Raw genomic sequence first — 21,996 nt, forward strand, 5'->3', positions numbered from 1 at the left:
AAGTCACTAAACCTCTTTTAAAATTAGAAAGGCTAACTAGCTTTATGTCTTCTATCTAATTTGAGATTTTAATTTTCAAACTTTGACGGTAAGGTATAAAGTATACCTGCCAATGGGTATAGTCATCTGATTGTATTTATGACCAATTTACGTACACAAATTTTGATATTTTTTATAGCTTTATTACTAGTAGGGACTGGCTTTTGGTATGGTGGACATTTACTCACAAAGCAGTTATTAAGCTTTTCCTACAGAACAATAGATAAATTGCAAGTTGATACATTTCCGCAAGTCTTAATCACCCTAGATTTTAAAATAGTTGATTTGAAGATAGATGCCAAAGAAAAGTTTACTCAAGTTGAGATAAAAACAACAGATTCGATGCTGAAACGATTAGAATTAGAAATTTCCAACTCTCAATTTTCAAAACTAGCGATCGCAAAAGCAATAGGATTGGAAGATCCAGTTAAAAAACTAGAAATAAATCAACAAGTACAGGTAAAAATACCCTTGGATTTGACGGCAATCAAAACCAGGATTCAAAAAGAACAAGGACTGAGTTTGATTGAGGTGAGAACCGCTAACCATGCCGTGAAAAAGCTGAATTTTGTACTACCTATTACGGAACTTAAAATACTAGAATCAGCAATTGCTCAGTTACTTAATTTGTCTTTAGAAGATGTCAGAAAACTGACTAGTTATCAAGTTAAAGATTCATCTTATTTTCCTCATGAGAAGCTATCTCACTCCAGACACATACCATATAATTAGCAAGCTCAAATAGATGATGATTCTATTTCCAACGTAAATCAATTGATACAAGTCATATTCGTGGTAACGCATAGTCAGTTTGTCGAATAGTAGTAGCACATCCACTCTGAGATATAGAAATCAATACTATTCGGAGTATAAGTGATCATACTGCTGTCGGAACAGATTGTGATCAGCATTCTTATGCTCACTTTCTGTTCACATTCATTTTATAAATTTAACATCAATGTAATTGAAACTGAATAAATCCTCAATAGATTATTAGTTAATAGTTGCGATTTTATATAAAAAGTCAACGAAATATGGATGAGTAGAGGCTATAAGAGGCAAATAGTATGTCAGTCAATGGAATCTTGAAAGAATATATAATAGAGAAGTCTAATTCTCATTTAGAATTGAGTGAAATAAAGTTGTCTCAATTAAATTCAATTGTAAATAATAATGATGCTGAAAAAACAAGTTTAGAGACAACAGTTGATGCAAAAAATCCATATCCTAGCCTAATTAGCACTATTATTTTTTTATCGACAATGAGTAGTATAGTGATTTTTCACAAAATTAAGCTGTATCATCAGGCTCAAAAACTCAAAAGTTTAGATAGTTCTCCTTGTAAGAAATGCCGTTTCTTTGCAGACAATAGCTATCTCAAATGTGCAGTCAATCCTTGTACAGTTCTGACAGCATCAGCAATTAATTGTCATGATTACCAACCATTAAAGAATAAAACCAAATCTGGTTTTCCGAATTGGCGGAATATAAAGAAAGTTAACTAATAACTAGAGGACTGATTATGACAGGTTTTATCATTACGTGGTTAGTTACTACTGTCAGTTTTTTAATCATTGCTAAACTGCCATTTTTGGGCATCGAAGTAGACAGTCTGGCTAAAGCGGCGATTTCTGCCATAGTATTTGGCATTTTGAATGCTATTTTGCTGCCCATTTTGACTTTTTTCACCTTTCCTTTCATTATCCTGACTTTGGGATTATTTTTCTTTGTCTTAAATTCCATTATCTTTGGGCTGTCAGCGTTAATTGTTCCTGGTTTTAGATTACGTTATGGTTTTTGGAGTGCAATGCTAGGTTCTATTGCTTTAGCAATTATCAATTCAATTCTATTAAGAGTAGTGGCTCCATTTACCTAAAAAATAGTTGATTTTATCCTAGTAGGAAAATTTATTCATGAAAAAATTTTTTAAGCAGCCAGTTATGTGGTTTTGTACAACAATTTTGCTAGTTTCTACTCTGTTTGCTTGTCAAACTCAACAAGCAGCAGAGTTATCGGAAACGCCTTTAGCAAATCCTGTACAAACATCTGCACCTGTGGTAAATACACGCCCTGTAGCTTTTGTAGATCGCCAGTTAAGCACTAATCCTGCTGAGTTACCGCCATTACCTTATGCTTATAATGCCCTAGAAAAAGCAATTGATGCAGAAACAATGAAGCTGCATCATGACAGGCATCATGCAACTTATGTCAATAACCTCAACAATGCTTTAAAAAAATATCCACAACTACAAAACAGCAGCGTGGAAGCTTTGCTTCAGGATTTGAATAGCATTCCTGAAGATATTCGGACAACAGTACGAAATAATGGCGGAGGTCATCTTAACCATACAATCTTTTGGCAAATTATGAGTCCTGATGGTGGGGGAGAACCTACAGGAGAAATTGCCCAAGAAATTAATCAAAGCTTTGGTAGTTTTGATGCTTTTAGAAAACAGTTTAATGAGGCAGGAGGCGATCGCTTTGGTAGTGGTTGGGTTTGGTTAGTCCGAAACGCCCAAGGTCAATTGCAAATCACCTCAACACTCAATCAAGATAATCCCATCTCTGATGGAGCATATCCGATTATGGGAAATGATGTCTGGGAACACGCTTATTATCTGAGATACCAAAATCGCCGTGCCGATTATTTAAATAATTGGTGGAATGTGGTCAACTGGACGGAAGTAAATAGACGCGCCCAAGCTTCACGCCAAAACAGTTAGAGTTGTTCGGGGATGCCTTCATTCTTCAGCCATTTATAAATTTGCATCAAGGAGGTGTCTTTTGGCAGAGAATCCGCCTTCCTCTTTCCCACAAACGAGGATTTCCCGACAAGAACTTGTAGACTTAGTGCGTTCTCAATTAGAAGCACTACTACAACAAGAAAACTTTCAAGGTGCAAAAGCTTTATTAGTACCTGTACAACCTGCGGATATTGCCCAAGCTATCGAGTATCTGCCAGAAAAAATGCAGGCGATCGCTTTCCGCTTACTATCAAAACAGGAAGCGATCGAAGTCTATGAATATCTCGATTCTAGTGTGCAGCAGTCCTTGATTGCAGAATTTAAGCATCAAGAAGTTCTCGACGTAATAGATAAGATGTCGCCAGATGACAGAGCGCGACTATTTGACGAGTTACCCGCTAAAGTCGTCCAACGTCTACTGCAACAACTCAGCCCAACTGAACGTGAAGCTACTGCCCTGATTTTAGGCTATAAAGAGGCTACGGCTGGGCGGATCATGACCACAGAATATCTTTCTGTGAAGGAGGATTTAACAGTTACCCAAGCCATTGAGAGAATTCGCGCTTTAGCTAGTACCAGCGAAATGATCTACTATCTCTATGTGACTGATAGAGAACGTCGCCTCACTGGGACTGTGTCTTTTCGAGATTTAGTGATTGCCCAGCCAGAGCAAAGGCTGGGCGAAATTATGACCCGTGATTTGGTATTAGTCCACACAGATACAGACCAAGAAGAAGTAGCGCAAACTATCCAACGCTACGACTTAGTAGCTTTGCCTGTAGTCGATACGGAAGAACGTCTAGTCGGGATTGTAACTGTGGATGATGTGCTGGATGTTTTAGAGCAAGAAACCACAGAAGATATTTACAAGCTAGGTGGGTTAGAGGCTGGAGGCGATAGCTATTTCCAGACAGACGTATTGACAGCAGCTCGTAAACGGGTTGTGTGGTTGTTTGTTTTGTTAATTGCTAATACTGGCACGACTGCTGTGATTAGCTCTCAGGAGGGTGTTTTAGAAAAAGTTGTGGCTTTAGCTGCCTTTATTCCCTTGTTGATTGACGCAGGCGGAAATGTCGGAGCGCAGTCATCAACTGTGGTGATTCGAGGTCTGAATCTCAAGGAAGTTGGCATCAAAAAAGCTTTGCAGGTGATTACACGAGAAACTATAACTGGCGTGCTATTAGGACTAATGCTAGGTATAGCAGTGATTTTCTGGGCTTACTTCCTAGAAGGTAATTTGCAAATAGCAATTACTGTAGGGACGAGTTTATTAGCGATCGTGATTTTAGCGGCTATTTCTGGTTCTGGCTTACCTTTTTTATTTGGTGCCATTGGTTTAGATCCAGCCTTGATGTCAGCCCCGTTTATTACCTCTGTAGTGGATGTTTTAGGAGTCTTTATTTATCTCATGCTGGCAAGAGCAATTTTACAAATTTGAGGCTAAATTCAGCTGCTTCAGGCAGACCAAGCTTCGCGGAAGTCAGCGTATAGGGTTAGTCCACCATCAATAAATAGGGTTTGTCCCGTGATATATGCGGCTTCGTCAGAGGCTAAAAAGGCTACGGCTGCTGCCATTTCTGCCGATGTTCCCGCACGACCCATCGGGATATGACTTTCAACAACTGCTTTCTTGTCTGGGTCGTCTATCCAATCTTCATTGATGGGGGTAATGGTTGCTCCTGGTGCGATCGCATTTACCCGAATCCCTCGGTTAGCATATTCCAAGGCCAAAGTTTTGGTCATATTTTCCATGCCGCCTTTGCTGATGGAGTAGCTGACATACATCGGTCGGGGAATAATTTCGTGAACGCTGGAAATATTAATGATGATTCCCGGCCGATTTTGGGCGAGAAATTGTTTGATGGTTTCACGGGCGCAGATATAAGCCCCACGCAGATTTACCCCAATCACTCGGTCGAAGTCTTCTGTTTTGACTTCGTGGGATGGGCCTTCGGTTTGAACGCCGGCATTATTAATCAAAATATCAATACTGCCCCATTTGTCAACTACCGTATTGACCATTTCCACAATGTCTTCTTCTTGGGAGACATCCCCTTGTATCAGTAGAGACTGAACACCACAGTTATTGACATCGCCACAAGCTTTTTGCATAGCGATTTCTTCTGTATCTTCCGCACCTTCCGGGCTTTTGCGGTAATTGATGGCGATATTGCAACCTTCTTGAGCTAGGCGAATGGCGATCGCTTGTCCAATCCCTGAACTGCCACCTGTAATCAAGGCATTTTTCCCTTTTAATCCTTTCATGGTATTTTTCCTTTATTTAGTAATACGGAGAATCTTGTCCCGTTGTTGTGGGCAATTGCCTCGGCCATCGCAGTTACTAGTTGTCACATATAATTCACCATCTGGCCCCATAATTGCCTCTCGCAGTCGTCCATATTTACCTTGTAAATACACCTCATGACGCTCGACTTGTTGGGGAGATTGAGGATTGAAGACGACGCGCTGCAAGTGTTCTGAACGAAGCGTGGCAATAATCAAGCTACCTTTCCATTCAGGAATAGCATTACCTGTATAAATTGCTGCTCCCCCAGGCGGCAGAGCTTCACGCCAAACAATCGAGGGAGTCACAAATCCTTCTCCTGATTCACAACGGTAGATAGTAGGCCAGCCAAGGTTATCGCCTGCTCTGGCTAGACTGAGTTTATCGTGACCTCTTCTGCCTAAATCGCCGCTAGGGCCGTGGTCTGTTACCCATAGGGTTGATTGATCCCGCCAATCAAACCCCTGAGTGTTGCGAATTCCAGTGATATATACAGGATTTTTCTCAAAGGGATTGTCTTGTGGTACTTGTCCATCAGGAGTCACACGCAGAATTTTTCCAGCTAGGCTATTAACATCCTGGGAAATTTGTGGATTCCTAGCATCGCCAGTCCCGATGTATAACATTCCATCAGGGCCAAAGCGAATGCGACCCCCATTGTGAAATTGCGCTACAGGAATATCGTCAACAATTACCCTATCTGGTGAAGCACTGAGTCCGTTCTCAGATAGTCGCCATCGTTCAACACGATTCACCTGCGAACCATTTCTATCAGCAGTATAGTAAACGTAAAAAAATCTGTTTTCGGCAAAGTTGGGATGAGTTGCAATCCCCAGTAAACCATCTTCGCCGCTCTCAGTAACATTAATTGTAGCTACTGGCTGAGAAACAAGTTTACCATCCCGCACCAGGCGAACTCGTCCAGGGCGTTCAGTCACTAACATATCTCGATTTGGCAGAAAAGCGATTCCCCAAGGGACTTCTAAACCTGTTACTACTTCTTCAGCACGCAGATTTACCTTTCCTGGCGAACCGAAGCCATTTTCTACGAGAGTGCAGGCTTGATTGTTAGCAGTAGTTTGTTGACTAATTGGTGCGGCTGCTTGCGTTTCTTGATTGCTATTATCTGCGGACTCAGTTGTGGGTAAGTTACAAGCAGAAAGTCCCAGCAAAACCATGCCAAAAAGTAATTTTTTAGCAAGAGGGTTTCTCAGTTGCATGATTTATTCTCTCCAAAAAATCGCTGCTTGCATGGTCTAGTATCTAGCTTATGTTAAGTTTTTGAAACCATGACAAATTTAATGTCTACTGGTAGTAATAACCATCAATATTGTATTTTACACTAAGCAATAAAACCTCCATCTATGGGTTTATATCAAATAAATTTACTATGATCAAAATAGATTTATCAAGCAATTTCATACTAGCAATTTTCGATAAATATTAGGTTTAATTCCTATTTGTCAAAATTATTCCATCTCAAAACTAATTAGTTCTAAATGGCTAGGATTAGCCATTAACTCTTTTGCTACTATGAATGCAGCAATCGTCCAAGCTTGATATTGTCTAGATTGTTTACCAATGAGACGAGCATTCTTACCGTCGTAGTATTCTGGCCATCCATCCTGACGTAAACGTTTTTCTGCAATATCAATAGCTTTTTCGGCAATGTCTAAACGATTTGTTTTGTGCGCTGCTGCTGTAAGTAACCACAATAAAACCGGCCAATTCCCACCGTTGTGATAAGACCAAGGCATATTTTTGGGATCGCTACCTGTGATAATTTGCCAATCTCTACCTTCTAGGGCTGGATAACAGAGTTTCATGGGCATATATCCAATTAAATCTTGCCAACGATACTCAATGAGATTCATAATTTTTTGAGATTCTGCTTCACTGGCTAAAGCAGTGATAATTGCCATAAGATTTCCCAGTGCAAAGAACCGAAAATCCATCCGTCCAGGGCCAAGATTACCCGCTAGATAACCACCATTATCCGGTAGCCATTCTGTTAACCAATCAGGAATTGATTCAGGATAAATATTAAATCTATTGGCTATTTCTTGACCAAATTCATCACCCTTAAAACGATAAATTTCATTTAAACGATTTAAATCAATCCAGTAATATTCTCGCAAATGATAGGTAAGAGGTTGTAAACGTTGAGTTACGCTATTGGAACAAGAAAGGTTAGCATCATTTGGGAGCAGAAGTTCCTTAGCTGCACGTAAAGCCGCATAAAATAGCACTTGAATTTCTAGAGGATGTTCATAGACTCCCATACGTCGGTCAATCATAAAAGCACCATCGGGAACTAACATTGTGGGGTACATAGCAAACCGATGTGCAAGACACATTTCTAAAATTAATTTGATTCCCTGTTGAAATTCACTTTGGTGAGCCAGTGCAGTATCACCTGTAGCTTTTACATAAGCCCGTAGTAAAATAATCCACCACAAGCAAGAATCAACAGGTGGAACTCTAGCGATCGCGTGTTCTCCAAAATCAGCAGTTAAATACTCTTCACCATCTTTAACCACTACTTTAAAACTAGCTGGCATGAGTCCTGGCCCTGGTTTAAAGGAATCCATTTGCGGTTCATGACTCTGTAAATGCAAAGTTCCAATCAAGAAATTACGGACAATTTCCGGTTTACCACTAATCAAAAAAGCCAACGCTGATAAGACAAAATCCCGAACAAAACATTGGTCATAATTTAGTGCATCTGACCCAGCTTCTAAAGCTGCTACTGTACCAATCGGACGATTACGATAATAAATAATTGACTTTTCTATTAATGTCCAAGCTTCGGCAATTAAATCATGTTTTGTTTTCATGATTGACAGTATCTCCTTAATCACTGCTACATCTTTATGGAAGTTGAGAAACAGGAGGATATAATATTTCGCGCTCTATATTTGTTTCTCTTGGGCCGGGACGATATTGCAACCAAGCAAACAAAGCCGCAGTACCAAGAAAAATCAAGGTGATAGCTGCTACTAATTGCAGCATGATACTGTAACGCATACAAAGATTTCCGCAATTTATATTTTGTGTATTAAAATCAAGATTTTATCGTCAATCAAGTACAAATATTATGAGTGCATTTATCAAATAACATCTCGATTGAAAATATCTAAATCAAGTATGACCGATCAAATAGCAACCTGTAAATTAAGTTAAACAAGGTTGTAATGTTCCATATGGATGTGAGTGACAGGTACTTCTAATTCATGTAAAGCTCTCTCTACTTGATCCATCATTTTTGGTACAGCACAAATGAAGTAATTTCGAGTTGCCGGACGCTTAGGAATGTAGCGTTCTAGTATTTCCTGATCAATATAGCCCCTTTCTCCTGACCAATCTTCAGGAGGTTCTTTGAGAACGTGAATAACTGTTAGGTCTAATTGTTTTTTTAAGTCTTCAATTTCTTCTCGATAAGTGATATCTTCCCAAGTTTTACTGGCGTAAATTAAGAGTAAGGGACGCTCATCTTGACGGTCTGCTAAGGTAAACAGCATACTGATGATTGGTGTGATGCCGATACCACCAGCAATAAACACAAACCCGGCAGTATTTTCATAGCGGTCTGTGGTGAAAACTCCGTAAGGGCCATCAAGAAAGGCTTTAGTGCCTGGTTGCACATCTTTGATGGTGTTTGTAAAGTCTCCTAAAGCCTTAATACCAAACTGAATGCGTTGGCTACTCCCGCCGCAGGCATCGCTATGTTCTGCACTAGAAGCAAAAGAAAATGGATGTTCCCGCATTCTAAAGGGCGAAATTTCTAAAGTTAACCAAGCAAATTGACCTGGTTGGAAATTAATGCCTGCGTGTCCTCTGGGACGCAAGACTAAATTCCACACATTGCCTCTTTGGGGAATCACAGCTTCGACTAAGTAAGGTTTTTTCTGCATAAAGTAAGGCTTAACTAAGCGGACATAAACCAACAACCACAATGCCGCTATGGCAATCCCACTCCAAATCACTGCTTTCCAAAATAGTCCTAAGTAATTAGCCACACCCAAGGCGTGTCCCAAGCCAAAAGTAACGATAATCACAGCTAAGGTGCCATGAGCTATACGCCAAGGTTCATAGGGAATGTTCAGTTGTTTGCGCCAAATGGAAGTAATAATAATTGCCATGAGTGCCAAAGTAGCTATTACTGCCGCCCTAGCTCGCCACGGTGCTGTCAAGAAATTCAATAGTTGTAGCGTCTCTGGATTATTAATAAACAAAATTATAGGGTGAGCCAGAATGAAGAAGAAAGCTACTATTGAGGTGTAGCGGTGAAACTGAAGAATTAAGTCTACACCGTAGGAAGCTTCAATGCGATTAATCCTAGCAGTCAGAGCAAATTGCATTGCCATCATTGCTAAACCAATGAAACCCAAAGCCGCAGAAAATTCTAATAAAAAACTACGTTCATCGCTGGGTGTAGGTGGATATAAAAGTAATATCAATAGGGGAAACAAGATAATCACAATATATGCAGCTATCCAAGATGCCCCTATAACTATGGGATTCTTCATCAATAGACTTCTCATCAGCCCATACCTCTTAGCTTGATTGTGGCGATACAATTTGCGATAACCTGTTTATTTCCGGCTAGTTCACCGTCAAAATGCCAAAAACTGCGGCTGTAATTAACAATTTCCGCAAGTTTTCCTTTTCGGCTCCTGTCAGCTTATTTTTATTATTTGTGATGAATGTGAGTAAAAAGTGACAATTACTATGCTGTTACTGATTTTGCTCACTGAGGACTTGCTGCTCTGTTTCCTCTAACTTCTTCAATCTCACCAACTTCAAAAATTAAAGTAAACGGTTGACCCATTTCTTTGGCTAAAAAGTCTTCTAACAGCGTCACTTGTGTTGGTGTTATGGGTTCTTTAGTCCTAACGCTCAAACGGACTTTTGGGGGATTACTTAACCAATTGACATCACTATTAAGCAATACCATACGCTGAAAGGTAACAGTTCTATTGAGTAATGCTTGTCTCAAACTGACTTCCAGTCTGCTTTGCCTAATTAACTGGAAAAAGCTGACGCTTAAGGGAATGAGAATTATAAATGTTAAAACTAATGTCCAACCAAGGGCTTTTTTCGCACCTTTAAATGAGGCGCAACCCGTGAGTAAAAAAGTCAGCATACAAGAAAGGGTAATACCTAATAAATTGGTGAGGTAAAGTATAGTTGCACCGGTACTCAGTGACCAATTTACTTGTGATAAACCTAAGCCAATGACACAAATTGGCGGCATCAGGGCAACTGCGATCGCTGTTCCTGCTAAACTTTCAGAAATTTTGGGTTGTACTTTAGCAAAACCACTAATTCCCCCTGCTGCTACGGCAATTCCTAAATCTAATAAAGTAGGTCGAGAACGACTAATAATTTCACTACCAAATTGTGGCAGTGCCAGAAAGTAACCAATGAACCAAGCTAAAGCAATTGCCAAAATAGTACCAATGATAATAGCAGCCAAAGCTTTACGAAATAATATGAAGTTACCTTCTAAAGCTCCAAATGCTAACCCCCGAATTGGTAACATTAAGGGTGCAATAATCATTGCCCCAATAATCACAGCAGCACTATTAGAAATTAACCCTAATGTTGCAATTATACAAGAACCAATAATTAGTACAAGATAATTACTATTGATTGTGGATTCTTCTAAAAGTCCATTGCGGATTTCTTGTAATTGCAGTAGCGATACTCGCCGCTTTTTAAAATTATTAAACCGATTGCGGATACCTTTTATTTTCAGCACAATACCTCGCAGGCTAATAACTTTTTCTAAAGCCAATATAAATAAATTTTATCTACATAGCAAATATATATCAAAGATTAAACAAAAAATTATCAAAATCATCTATCTTCGGAAATAAATATTTTATCTTATACTATAACTATAGACTGAGAAAGTATTTACAAACTTAGAGCAGATTCTTTTTAACTCTCCTCGCTAAAATGAAATTATAAGATATTTATTTCACTTAAAAATCTCTTACTGCTCTGATTTTAACTCATTCATTTCAAATAAACTAATAATCACTCCAGCAACGGGAACTGCCAGAAAAACTCCTAGTAGTCCTGCGACTCTCGCACCTATTAATAAGGCAAAAAACATCACTACTGGATTAATATTTAAAGAGCCTTGCATAATCCGAGGCATCAACAAATTTTCTTCGACCTGTTGCAGTAAAATACAACCAACTAATACCTTAATACTCACCCAAATTCCTTGCGGTAAAACAATCAAAGCGACAATGCTAATACCTAATGTAGCTCCAATACCTGGAATCAAATCAAAAACACCGGCAATGGTAGCTAAAATTAATGTATAAGGCACTTGTAAAATTAAAAAGACAATAAATGTAGAAACTCCAAAGAAAACTGATAAAATTAGCCGTCCCCAAAAAAAGCCTAAAAAGTTGCGCTGAATAGAACTGGTGATTTTACTACGCAGGTGTTCGGGAAAAAGTTTTAGAAAGAAATTCCACAGATTTGCACCATTGAGCAACATAAAAAAAGCTACAACAGCAATCAGAATTAGATCAACTAAGTTGGCGAGTAATCTTTGAGCAGTCCCTAAACCTACAGCGATTCCCGCTAAAGCTTGATTGCGAATTTCTTCTTCAATAGCACTAAAATCTACTTGCAAGTTCCACTGTTGTAGTAAAGTTTGTAGTCGTTCTAATAAAGATATAACGAAATTAATAAAATCTGGAGATTGTTGGAGTAATTGTTGTCCTTGAGATAAAGCTGCAAAACCAATTGTCAATGTAAAACCAATCAGAATTAAGAGACTGAGTAGAAAAACTATAATCACTGCTACAGTATGAGGTAAAAAACGCTGCATCCACTGCACAGGATAATTGAGTAAAAAAGCTACAACTGCTGCCAAAGTAAAAATGACGATTACCGTGGAAAAGTAAGCTAAAACTTGGACTATTCCCCACCCAAGGGCGAAGAGTAGTAAGTAGCGGAATAATTTGTTGGTACTTATTTGTTCTAACAATTTATTTAATATGAAATTGATTGATGGGTTGTTAATTAGTTTGGCTTTTCAGAATTAATATGATGGTTATCACTAAATTGTGCTAAACCACGTAACCTAACGGTATAAATATCTGTTGGCATCTCAATTCCTGCTTGCATTAATGTCTCTTTAACGGCTTGTGCTACTAGAGAAGTTATTTCTAAAAATGTCAAACGCCGTGAATTAACCCAAAATCGCACTTCCACATTTACTGTACTTGTCGCCAGTTCGCGCACCAAAATTTCTGGTTGTGGCTGTGTTTCTACTCCTTCTACTGCCAAAACCGCATCATGAATAATTTTTTTGGTTTTAGTGATATCTGAGCCATAATCAATACCAACCATGATGGAACTACGGCGATGAGTGCAGGCAGTATTATTAGTAATGATAGCGGTGAAAACTTCCTGATTCGGAATGTAAACTACACGCCCATCATAGGTTTTTAAGGTTGTGGCTCGTAATTGAATTTGAGTCACTGTCCCTTCAAAGTCTTGAATGACAATTTGATCACCCAAACGAAAGGGACGGGATGCTAGCAAAATAATTCCAGAGAAATAGTTACTCAAGACATCTCGCAAACTAAACCCAATGGCGACACTGGTTAGTCCCAAAGTTCCTACTAATGTGGCAAAATCAAGCCCCAAAACTCCTAAAGCCACAACTGTACCAACAACCCATACACTGCCATAGACTAGCCGACTGACAAGAATTTTAGAGTTGCGGTCAACTTCCCAATGTCGTGAACCAAATAGGGTAAGACGACGTAGACTAACAGCAATTATCCAAGTAGCAAGCAATGCTAGAGATGCACCCAAAAACGACGGTAGGTTATCAACTGTGTCTCGCTGGAATTCGCGTACAGTGCTGTACAACCTTTGCCCGACATCAATAACTAACGGCGGTTGTGCAAAGGCACGCTCTAGTTGATTTGCCCACTGTTGTGCGAGGTTTTCTACTGGTAGATTAAAGTCTTGAGCATCCTGTTGGGTAACAGTCATTAACACTCGATTACCCACTTGCAAGGTAGCGATCGCCCGTGATGGATCAGGTACAACAGTCACATTTCTATCTGTTTGACGTTGTGCCAAAATACCTGCTAGACGACGGTTAACGATTTGTGCGCGTTGTGTAGCACTCACGTCTCCCACGCTACCAACCTGAAAGATGGGCTGTCCCCTAACGATAATATCAGCGAAAAATAGCCCATCTGTGGGGATTGTTTCTATATCAGGCGGTTGAGTTGTTACAGGAGTAATGGGAGGCTCCTCCTGTGCTAATGCTGTTCCAGAAGTTATCATCAATGGACAGGAAACAATAAGTACAGCGATCGCTGCCACAAATCTGCGTTCACCAGAAGAAAAAACGTGAATCATCATCTATATCAATAAAACAGAACTGCTGCCAAGGGGCAGTTTTGTCGATCAGGAAAGTTCCAGAACATAACCGATAGAGCCGATTCCAGCACAGACAACAAAATCAACATTAAATGTAGTGCATTTTGTAAATTATAGAAGCGATATTCGTTAATTTTATAGGTTTATTCGTAGCCTAAAGGTTTATTTTCAAATCATCATCCTTCTACTGAAGGAACTATTAATTATTTTTGTGCATAGAAATCATCTTACTTAGATAAGATATTCAAACTATCTAAAATCAAGAAAAATCCTTGACTTTGTTAATAATTGATTTTTGGTATGGTGAGAGTAAATATATATTTTGATATAAGTAAAATGGAGTAGATTAATTAATAAGCTCATACCTAAGAACTATTATTTTTGTTTTGTGTTTTAAATTTGCATATTGTCACTTTTAAATCACTTTTGCTGTTCACTATAAAGATACAAGAATACAAAGGAAAGAATACTCATGAACCATAATTTTTTACAAACCACTTCTACTTTATTAGCTCTTACCAGTGTCACTTTTATTTGGTCAAGTTTACCTGCTCGCGCCGAAAATACAAATTTTACTGCTGTCAATGAAGCTAATTCTGCGAATAATGTGATCATCAATCAGCCAGAATCAATCAATACAAATACTGATAATTCTCCATCTACTTTTACAAATGAAACAATACAACCTCAAACTGTACAAACTCCATCCAACATTGAATCTCAGGAAGTAGCTCAAACTTTTGCGCCTGGTAGAGCCACCCGTTCTGGTGCTAGTTATATTGGTGTTGGCGGTAATATTGGTATTACTGGTAATACACGGGTGGGTGAAAGTTCATTTTCTGTAATTAGTAAAATCGGACTTACCCGTAATTTATCCGTACGTCCTGCTGCTTTAGTTGGAGATAATACAGTGTTTCTGGTACCGCTAACGGTAGATTTTCCCCAAGAGAATTTGGAAACCACTCAATTGCGAGTAGCACCCTACATTGGTGGTGGTGTAGCAATTTCTACGGGTAGAGATAGCACTGTTGGAGCATTAATTACTGGCGGTGTCGATGTTCCTTTATCTTCACAAATTACAGCAACGGGTGGGGTAAATGTCAGTTTTATTGATGAAACTGATGTAGGTATATCAGTAGGTGTGGGCTACAACTTCTAATTATTCTCAGACCTTTTTAAAGTCAACAGTTATCAGTTATTAGTAAGCTATTGAGCCTTGGAGTCTGAGCTTCTTACCATCCGACTGATAACTGATAACTGATTAAGTATTCATTCGTTAGGAAAAACGGCCTTGGTTCCACTGCGAGATAATAACCCGACGATAATTACCCCTTATGTCACCTATGGGATAATTATTGCTAATATTCTTGTTTTTATTTATCAACTGAACCTGAACCCGCAACAGTTACAAGGGTTTTTCTACACTGCGGCATTAGTACCATGTCAACTTTCAAATACCTGCCCTAGTGCTTTAGGTAATCAGCTTATACCTGAGTGGATGACCTTAATTACATCGCAATTTTTACATGGTGGTTTGCTGCACCTAGCGGGTAATATGCTATTTTTATGGGTTTTTGGGAATAACATTGAAGACCGATTGGGTCATGTGAAATACCTGATTTTTTATCTCACTTGCGGTGTTTTAGCTGCATTATCTCAATGGTTTTTTTCACAAAATTCCACGATTCCTTCCTTGGGTGCTAGTGGTGCTATCGCCGGAGTTTTAGGTGCATATATTCTGCGTTTTCCTAAAGCCGAAATTCTCACCTTAGTTCCCTTGGGTTTTTTCATCACTACAATCAGAGTTCCTGCATTTTTCTTCCTTGGGTTTTGGTTTTTTCAGCAAGCTTTTTATGGTATTGCTAGTTTACAAGCTCGCTCTAATATTGGGATGGAAAGCGGGGGAATCGCTTATTGGGCGCACGCGGGAGGCTTTGTCTTTGGGGCAATGCTTGCTCCTCTATTCGGTTTGTATAGGCGCGATCGCTATCACAGGTAATTCGTGTTTGCTTAAAGGCTTATAATTAAGGCTGCAAGGGTGTGTCAGTATGGGTAATGGCTTGTATAGCTAGTTTTTATCACACTGACGCACACCCTACATTTTGGATATTTCTTTATTTCTAAGTCTCCTATTCTCTGGTGTATTTTTACATTAGTCAAGCGGGTCAAATTTGTTGACGAGTGTGGCTACTATAATCATTGGTAAACCCACAACTAAGCAAATTAACCATTGATTCAAATTCAGGGGAGCAGTGGAAAATAAGTTATTCATTAAGCTCCACTGACTGAAAACTATTTGTAATACTATCGTAGTAGCAATGCCAATTCCAATAGCTGAAGCATCGGTGAATGTTTGTCTAATTCCTCGTAATTGATTAATTAGAAAAACGCCTAATTGGCTAATACTTAAAAGATAAAATAGCCTACCAGCTACTAAAGCTTGAATTGCCATTGTTCGACCTAAATCAATATCGCCTGTGGTTTGTTTGATCCATTCAAATACACCAAAAATTAAAATCCAGTTAAAGATAGAAATGGCCACAATGCGCTTGACTAAACTTTTAGAAAGTAAAGGTTCACGGGGGTTACGTGGTGGTTGTTGCATAACCCGTTGAGATTTTGGCTCAAAGGCTAGGGGTACAGTCATGGCAATGGAGTTAACCATATTTAGCCACAAGACTTGTAAAGATAAAATTGGTAATTCTCTGGCAAATAAGACGCTAATTAAAATCGTCATTGATTCACCACCGTTAACAGGTAGGATAAAGGCGATCGCTTTCAATAAATTCCGGTAAACAGTCCGCCCTTCTTCCACCGCCGCTTCTATGGAGGCGAAGTTATCATCGGTCAAAATCATGTCTGAGGCTTCTTTAGCTACCTCTGTACCCGCACCCCCCATTGCAATGCCAATGTCTGCTTGTCTTAAGGCTGGTGCATCATTGACACCATCCCCCGTCATTGCCACTATCTCACCTTTCGATTGCAAAGCTTCAACGAGGCGGAGTTTCTGTTCTGGTGCAACACGAGCAAATACTGAACCATCTTCTATGGCGGTAACTAGTTCTGATTGCTCCATTTGGGCAAGTTGACTACCCGTAAAAGCCAACACTTCACCATTTTTATTAAAGCCCATGCGCTGGGCGATCGCTCTCGCTGTTACTGCATGGTCGCCGGTAATCATTTTGACTTGAATACCTGCACTCTGACAGGCTTCTACCGCCTTAATCGCCTCTGCTCTAGGCGGATCAATCATTCCTTGCAATCCCAAAAATACCAAATCCTGCTCGATATCTGCATGGTCGAGGGTATCTTGAGTAGCTGAGACAGATTTTTTCGCCAATGCCAGCACCCGTAAACCCAGGTTCGCCATCACATCAACTTCTTGATGTATAGTGTCTGCATCAACAGAGGTTTTGTTACCCTCCACATCTAGCATCTGCTGACAACGTTTGAGAATGGCTTCTACCGAACCTTTAACATAGATGGTTCTTTGGGAGGAACTTCCGCCCTCATGCAAGGTTGCCATATATTGAAACTCGGACTCAAACGGGATAACATCTATTCTGGGGATTTGAGTATCTAAGTTGCTGCGATGCAGTCCCACTTTATGAGCAGCAGTAATTAATGCTCCCTCAGTAGGATCGCCCACAACCTGCCATTGTCCATCCTTTTGTTCTAGGTGGGAGTCATTACATAACAATCCAGCTTTGAGACATTCTGCTAACACAGGGAAATTTTGCCAATCTATAGGCTGTTCATCTGCTAAAATTTCTCCCTCTGGGGTGTAGCCTGTACCTGTGACTGTATATTGTTCACCACCTGCATAAATTGCTTGTACAGTCATCTGGTTTTCGGTGAGCGTCCCTGTTTTATCAGAGCAGATGACTGTAGCACCGCCCAAAGTTTCCACGGCTGGCAATTTCCGCACGATCGCATGACGGCGAGCCATACGGGAAACACCGATAGCTAATGTCACCGTGACTACTGCTGGCAATCCTTCAGGAATCGCACTCACAGCAAAAGCTACAGCCGCCTCAAACATTCCTGCCCAGGAATTGCCGTATGCTAACCCGACTGCAAACGTCAGCGCAGCGATGCCCAGAATAATGTACAGCAACGTGCGGCTAAATTTATCAAATTTTCGCGTCAAAGGAGTTTTTAAACTCGTTCCTTGTTCAATCAGTTGGGAGATACGCCCAGTTTCTGTGGCTTCGCCAATGGCAACGACAATTCCCTTACCAGTGCCAAACGTTACAAAGCTACCAGCATAAGCCATGTTAGCCCGTTCTGCTAAAACTGCATCTACTTCAACAGGTGCGGTATTTTTTTCAATAGCGACTGACTCACCCGTGAGTGCTGATTCATTAACTTGCAGATTGCGAGATTTTATCAAACGCAAATCCGCCGGGACTTTATCGCCAGAAGTGAGTAAGACAATATCTCCTGGTACTAACTCTGTCGAGGGAACTTGTACCTTTTGACCGTTGCGGAGGATAGTGGCATTGGTCTGGACTGAAGAAGCTAAAGCTGCGATCGCACTTTCGGCTTTCGATTCTTGAATAAAACCGATAATGGCGTTAATCAAAGTTACGCCCCAAATTACCCCAGCATTTACCCACTGTCCAATTAAAGCTTTAATTGCACCCGCAATTAGCAAAATGTATAGTAATGGTTGGTTAAATTGCAATAGAAATCTGATTATTGGGTTCGTCCCAGATTTACCCTTAAGTTCATTAGTACCGTAACGTTCTCGTCGTTTTAGTACCTCATCTGAAGTTAAACCTGTTTCTGGATTAATGTTTAAGTTCTGAGCTACCTTTGAAGCTGATAAATTGTGCCATTGCTTTGGCTGCGTGTTGATTTCAGATGTTGCTGTCATTTTTTTGTATCAAGATTAACTATAGGCGGAGTAAATTTAAATGATTAGCTATGTGGTTTTTAAATGTTGCTTGAAAAATGATTAACTGTGACTCTGAAATATTTGTTGATTCACCCTAGCCTGAAAAAGAGGGAAAAGTTTAATCAAAGTCCCCATTTTTCAGGGGAGTCACTGCGTTACGGAAGACAGTTGCGTGGGCAAGTTTCCCCGTTTTAGCAAGTGATATGGATTGAGAGGGATCTATAAATGATTTGAGGCATGATTAAGTGCTTTTAGAATACCTCTTAGCTAATCAGTAAGATTATGAAAAATAAATGTGATCAAAAAGTGACTAAAATGTTTATCCTGCAAACATTTCAATCCACTAATATTGCCAATGTGACTATAACCATAAGTTCGCCCTGTGATTCGTTGCTTGAAATGAGTATTTGGGACTTAAAGTAAATCATGGACTCAATTGAAAAATTATTCACTAAAATCATGAAACAGATTCAAATCCAGAAATTCTGGCCTTGCTGATTAAGGGGATGATTGATGTTTTGCATATACCGCTAAAGCAAAACCCTTTCGCATTAGCATCTTTAAAGGAGAAGATTAGGCGCATACCGCTAAAGCGGAACCCGCAGGGTAGACGCAAAAAATCGGTAGTTTACTTTGCTAGAAAGGCTTAATTCATCCCGCATTTATGCAATACCGGATTTATTAATTTTGAATTTTTATCACTTCTACTTCAACCTTGAATGACGCTTAATAAATCTTCTACGACAAAAGGCCGAGTAAAGTAAGCATCCACACCTTGTTTTCTCGCCCAAATTCTATGAGTTTCTTGATGATGTGCGCTACAAACCACTATCGGTATATTTTGATAAGTATAATGACTTTTAAAAAAGCGACATAATTCAAATCCACTTCTTCCTGGTATCACTACATCAGTGACAACTGCACTCAGTCTAACTTCTAAAGCAATTTCTATCCCAGCTTTAGTTGTATGAGTCTTAATAATTTGGTAGCCCTGTGATTCTAAATAACTACTGATGAAATCTAACTCACTCAGGGAGTCTTGAATAATTAAAACTTTGCCTACCCAAGTAATACTCAATCCTGAATCTCCATGATAATCAGAAGGTGATATCAGGTATTTAACTTTGTAACCGATAATTAAACAATATGTTTAAAAATTACTTTAAGTAAATCACTGTGAGTGAATGGTTTAATTAAATATCCTGATGACCCGACTATTTTAGCTCTAGCTCGGTCAATTAGACTGGCTTTTGCTGTCATCATAATAATAGGAGTATTTTTAAAATGAGAATGTTTTCGCAATAAAGAACACAATTCATAGCCATCTAAATCTGGCAAATCAACATCTAGTAAAATGATGTCTGGCTTGGTATGCAGTATTTCCATCAACGCTTTCAGAGAATTTGTAGCCCCAATTATGGAAAAAATTTGCTCATCTAAAAAATTCTTAATACTATTTAATACAACTAGATTATCATCTATACAAAATATTTTATAAATCTTTCTGTCAGAATCATTTGATGAATTTGACTGATAGTGATGATTATTATTTAAGGGCTGAGATGGATAGCGTTTAGTATCTATTTTGGGGAGTCTTGGTTCTGGTTTGGGTTTAGTGTAGTTCTGATAGTTAACTCTATGATTTACGGATGATTGCATACTATTTTTGTACAAATCGGCAATATCCATTTCCTTTTTGAACCCTTCAGATGCGTGTCCCCGTTGTTGACAATGTTCTACTAATAAGCGCAAATTTAAGTAACAAAACTTAGGTAAGTCATCTAAAAAACTCTCAGGTATAAACTCATAACTACCTTCCTCTAACACTAAAAATGTCTGTAAAACTTCCAACGCCAAATGTTCTATAAGTATGGCGGCTTGTGAGGGACTGATATATTTTTGATTAACTAACCAACAAATAGCCAAATAATCGGGATTAGGAATAGATTGATTTTCTATATCTGTCTCAAAAATTACCCGTAACTGGTCGTTAATTTCTCTAGGGAGGGTGGTAATTTCCTGGCTCAAAGTCTGTAAGTGCCGATAAAGCGGCTCAAACATTCTTTCTGAGTAACAAGCGTAAATTAGTCTACCCTCGTCTACATAAATTGACCAAGCACCGGATGTACTGAATACCTGTAAACAGCCAGTTACAGTTTTACCAGTGATTTTTTTTAACAGTGATAGCGGTTGTATTTTCTGGAAAAATCTGTATCTACTAATAGGTAGTGTTTTCATAGTGGCACTCAGCGAAAAAAAAATTTAATATTATATAAATATGAATTCGGAGAAAATTTGCCGGATTTTTAGGTATGTTTGTATAACTGCGATCGCTCAATCAACGCAGCCAGCAAAGTTATAGTCAGCACAGTTTTTGCAGCTTACAGTTTTCTAATTTGTGTAAGCAACTAGCACTAACATTGATTAATGCAAATTACTGGGAAAGTAATTGCACTCCCTTATTAAACAGCAAAGTATTTACTGATTACCAGGAAGAATTTTCCCAAAAATCAGCTATCTTTTCTGTATCTTTAGTTAATCTCACTCATCTAACAGTACAGCAATTCCTAAAATTAGAGATATTGGCTCAAACCCATCAGTAGCAAAAAACTATTTCTCATTGTTATTACTTAATTAAAAATCACCAAAAATAGGGACTTATAGCAAGATTACTTAACACAATTAAGTGTTTTAAAACACACCCGAAAAAGTTTTTCAACCAAAGAATCGCGGTGTTAAAAGCTGCCATTGGTGAAATCACAGCCGCAATAGGAGTTTCGGGAGAATATAACGCGGTAGTTTTGTGATGTAATTCGTTAAAATTAACCAAGCCACTTGTGAATCCGGGATTATAGCAATGGTTACTCAGTTACCATCTTCCACATCAAAAGGCATCATCTACCCCGAAAGTGACGGACAGCCAATGGCGGACAATACCAAGCAGTTTGAGTTAATTGTACTGATCAAGAAAAACTTAGACTTATTGTTTGCTAACGATGCTAATGTTTTTGTTGCTGGTGACTTATTATGGTATCCCGTGGAAGGTGATAATACTAACCGTCGTGCGCCCGATGTCATGGTAATTTTCGGTAGACCAAAAGGTGATAGAGGTTCTTATAAGCAGTGGGAAGAAGGTAATATTCCCCCACAAGTGGTATTTGAAATTCTTTCCCCTAGCAATACTGTCAAAGAAATGATTGTCAAATACAAGTTTTACGAACAGTATGGGGTAGAAGAATATTATCTCTATGATCCAGATAAATATGAGTTAAGTGGTTGGTTACGTTCTCATGATCAACTCGCAGAAATTTCCCAAATGACTGGTTGGGTGAGTCCCCGTCTCGGTATCCGCTTTGAATTGTCGGATGGAGAACTGCAAATTTATCGTCCCGACGGACAGCCATTTCTGACATACTTAGAACTAGCCCAACAAATAGAACAAACACAATTGGAATTAGCACAAGAACGCCAACGCACCGAACAAGAACGTCAACGCGCCGAACAAGCACAAAGCCAACTAGAAGCACTCCGCACTTTACTACAAGCTAAAGGAATTAATCCCGACGAACTTTAAAAAAATCACGATAAATTATGGGAAT

Annotated in this window: 19 protein-coding genes; 8 read left to right on the top strand and 11 right to left on the bottom strand. The window is 39.1% G+C overall.

Going from position 1 to position 21,996, the window contains the following annotated elements; translation table 11 throughout:
- Positions 1–138 precede the first annotated feature (138 nt).
- From CLI64_RS15630 to mgtE, 5 genes are all read left to right on the top strand, one after another.
- Positions 139–771: a hypothetical protein gene (locus CLI64_RS15630; protein ID WP_103138071.1), complete on the top strand. Its 633-nt coding sequence runs from the start codon at positions 139–141 to the stop codon at positions 769–771.
- Positions 772–1,106: 335 nt separating this feature from the next.
- Positions 1,107–1,544: a hypothetical protein gene (locus CLI64_RS15635; protein ID WP_103138072.1), complete on the top strand. Its 438-nt coding sequence runs from the start codon at positions 1,107–1,109 to the stop codon at positions 1,542–1,544.
- Positions 1,545–1,561: 17 nt separating this feature from the next.
- Positions 1,562–1,915, top strand: coding sequence for a phage holin family protein (locus CLI64_RS15640; RefSeq protein WP_103138073.1), 354 nt, complete (start codon positions 1,562–1,564; stop codon positions 1,913–1,915).
- A 37-nt stretch (positions 1,916–1,952) separates the two neighbouring features.
- Complete coding sequence (locus CLI64_RS15645) at positions 1,953–2,762, top strand: superoxide dismutase (protein ID WP_103138074.1); 810 nt, start codon at positions 1,953–1,955, stop codon at positions 2,760–2,762.
- A 61-nt stretch (positions 2,763–2,823) separates the two neighbouring features.
- Positions 2,824–4,221: a magnesium transporter gene (gene mgtE / locus CLI64_RS15650; protein WP_192881542.1), complete on the top strand. Its 1,398-nt coding sequence runs from the start codon at positions 2,824–2,826 to the stop codon at positions 4,219–4,221.
- Positions 4,222–4,238: 17 nt separating this feature from the next.
- Here the strand turns inward: mgtE and CLI64_RS15655 are convergent, their stop codons facing one another.
- From CLI64_RS15655 to CLI64_RS15685, 8 genes are all read right to left on the bottom strand, one after another.
- Entirely contained in the window at positions 4,239–5,048 is an 810-nt protein-coding gene (locus CLI64_RS15655; RefSeq protein WP_103138075.1) for a glucose 1-dehydrogenase, read from the bottom strand.
- A gap of 12 nt (positions 5,049–5,060) precedes the next feature.
- Positions 5,061–6,287 carry a sorbosone dehydrogenase family protein gene (locus CLI64_RS15660; protein ID WP_103138076.1) on the bottom strand — a complete coding sequence of 409 codons (1,227 nt, stop codon included), beginning with the start codon at positions 6,285–6,287 and terminating at the stop codon, positions 5,061–5,063.
- 249 nt (positions 6,288–6,536) lie between these two features.
- Positions 6,537–7,904: a glycoside hydrolase 100 family protein gene (locus CLI64_RS15665; RefSeq protein WP_103138077.1), complete on the bottom strand. Its 1,368-nt coding sequence runs from the start codon at positions 7,902–7,904 to the stop codon at positions 6,537–6,539.
- A 34-nt stretch (positions 7,905–7,938) separates the two neighbouring features.
- The gene (locus tag CLI64_RS31255; RefSeq protein ID WP_192881543.1) at positions 7,939–8,094 is read right to left on the bottom strand and encodes a hypothetical protein; all 156 of its coding nucleotides are present in this window, start codon (positions 8,092–8,094) and stop codon (positions 7,939–7,941) included.
- A 152-nt stretch (positions 8,095–8,246) separates the two neighbouring features.
- Complete coding sequence (locus tag CLI64_RS15670; RefSeq protein ID WP_103138078.1) at positions 8,247–9,596, bottom strand: ferric reductase-like transmembrane domain-containing protein; 1,350 nt, start codon at positions 9,594–9,596, stop codon at positions 8,247–8,249.
- Positions 9,597–9,817: 221 nt separating this feature from the next.
- Complete coding sequence (locus CLI64_RS15675; RefSeq protein ID WP_103140755.1) at positions 9,818–10,831, bottom strand: TIGR00341 family protein; 1,014 nt, start codon at positions 10,829–10,831, stop codon at positions 9,818–9,820.
- A 237-nt stretch (positions 10,832–11,068) separates the two neighbouring features.
- On the bottom strand, positions 11,069–12,118 hold the full coding sequence (locus CLI64_RS15680) for an AI-2E family transporter (RefSeq protein ID WP_374703974.1): 1,050 nt from the start codon (positions 12,116–12,118) through the stop codon (positions 11,069–11,071).
- Complete coding sequence (locus CLI64_RS15685) at positions 12,118–13,479, bottom strand: mechanosensitive ion channel family protein (RefSeq protein ID WP_225977361.1); 1,362 nt, start codon at positions 13,477–13,479, stop codon at positions 12,118–12,120. Before CLI64_RS15685 ends, CLI64_RS15680 begins: the two co-directional genes overlap by 1 nt.
- A gap of 490 nt (positions 13,480–13,969) precedes the next feature.
- Here CLI64_RS15685 and CLI64_RS15690 point away from each other — a divergent pair, with 490 nt between their 5' ends.
- Together CLI64_RS15690 and CLI64_RS15695 are read left to right on the top strand one after the other, a co-directional pair.
- Positions 13,970–14,656, top strand: a complete 687-nt coding sequence (locus CLI64_RS15690) for a hypothetical protein (RefSeq protein ID WP_103138081.1) — start codon at positions 13,970–13,972, stop codon at positions 14,654–14,656.
- 132 nt (positions 14,657–14,788) lie between these two features.
- Positions 14,789–15,496: a rhomboid family intramembrane serine protease gene (locus CLI64_RS15695; RefSeq protein ID WP_103138082.1), complete on the top strand. Its 708-nt coding sequence runs from the start codon at positions 14,789–14,791 to the stop codon at positions 15,494–15,496.
- Positions 15,497–15,649: 153 nt separating this feature from the next.
- On the opposite strand, the gene CLI64_RS15700 is transcribed toward CLI64_RS15695, so the two are convergent.
- The 3 genes from CLI64_RS15700 to CLI64_RS15710 form a co-directional block, all read right to left on the bottom strand.
- A complete protein-coding gene (locus CLI64_RS15700; RefSeq protein ID WP_103138083.1) occupies positions 15,650–18,376 on the bottom strand; it encodes a cation-transporting P-type ATPase in 2,727 nt (908 codons plus the stop codon).
- Between the two features lie 730 nt (positions 18,377–19,106).
- A complete protein-coding gene (locus tag CLI64_RS15705) occupies positions 19,107–19,475 on the bottom strand; it encodes a PleD family two-component system response regulator (RefSeq protein WP_103138084.1) in 369 nt (122 codons plus the stop codon).
- A 59-nt stretch (positions 19,476–19,534) separates the two neighbouring features.
- Positions 19,535–20,635 carry a response regulator gene (locus tag CLI64_RS15710; protein WP_103138085.1) on the bottom strand — a complete coding sequence of 367 codons (1,101 nt, stop codon included), beginning with the start codon at positions 20,633–20,635 and terminating at the stop codon, positions 19,535–19,537.
- A 619-nt stretch (positions 20,636–21,254) separates the two neighbouring features.
- Between CLI64_RS15710 and CLI64_RS15720 the strand changes: the two genes are divergently transcribed.
- Complete coding sequence (locus CLI64_RS15720) at positions 21,255–21,971, top strand: Uma2 family endonuclease (protein ID WP_103138087.1); 717 nt, start codon at positions 21,255–21,257, stop codon at positions 21,969–21,971.
- The last annotated feature ends 25 nt before the right edge of the window (positions 21,972–21,996 follow it).

The sequence above is a fragment of the Nostoc sp. CENA543 genome, assembly GCF_002896875.1.
Classification (GTDB): domain Bacteria; phylum Cyanobacteriota; class Cyanobacteriia; order Cyanobacteriales; family Nostocaceae; genus Trichormus.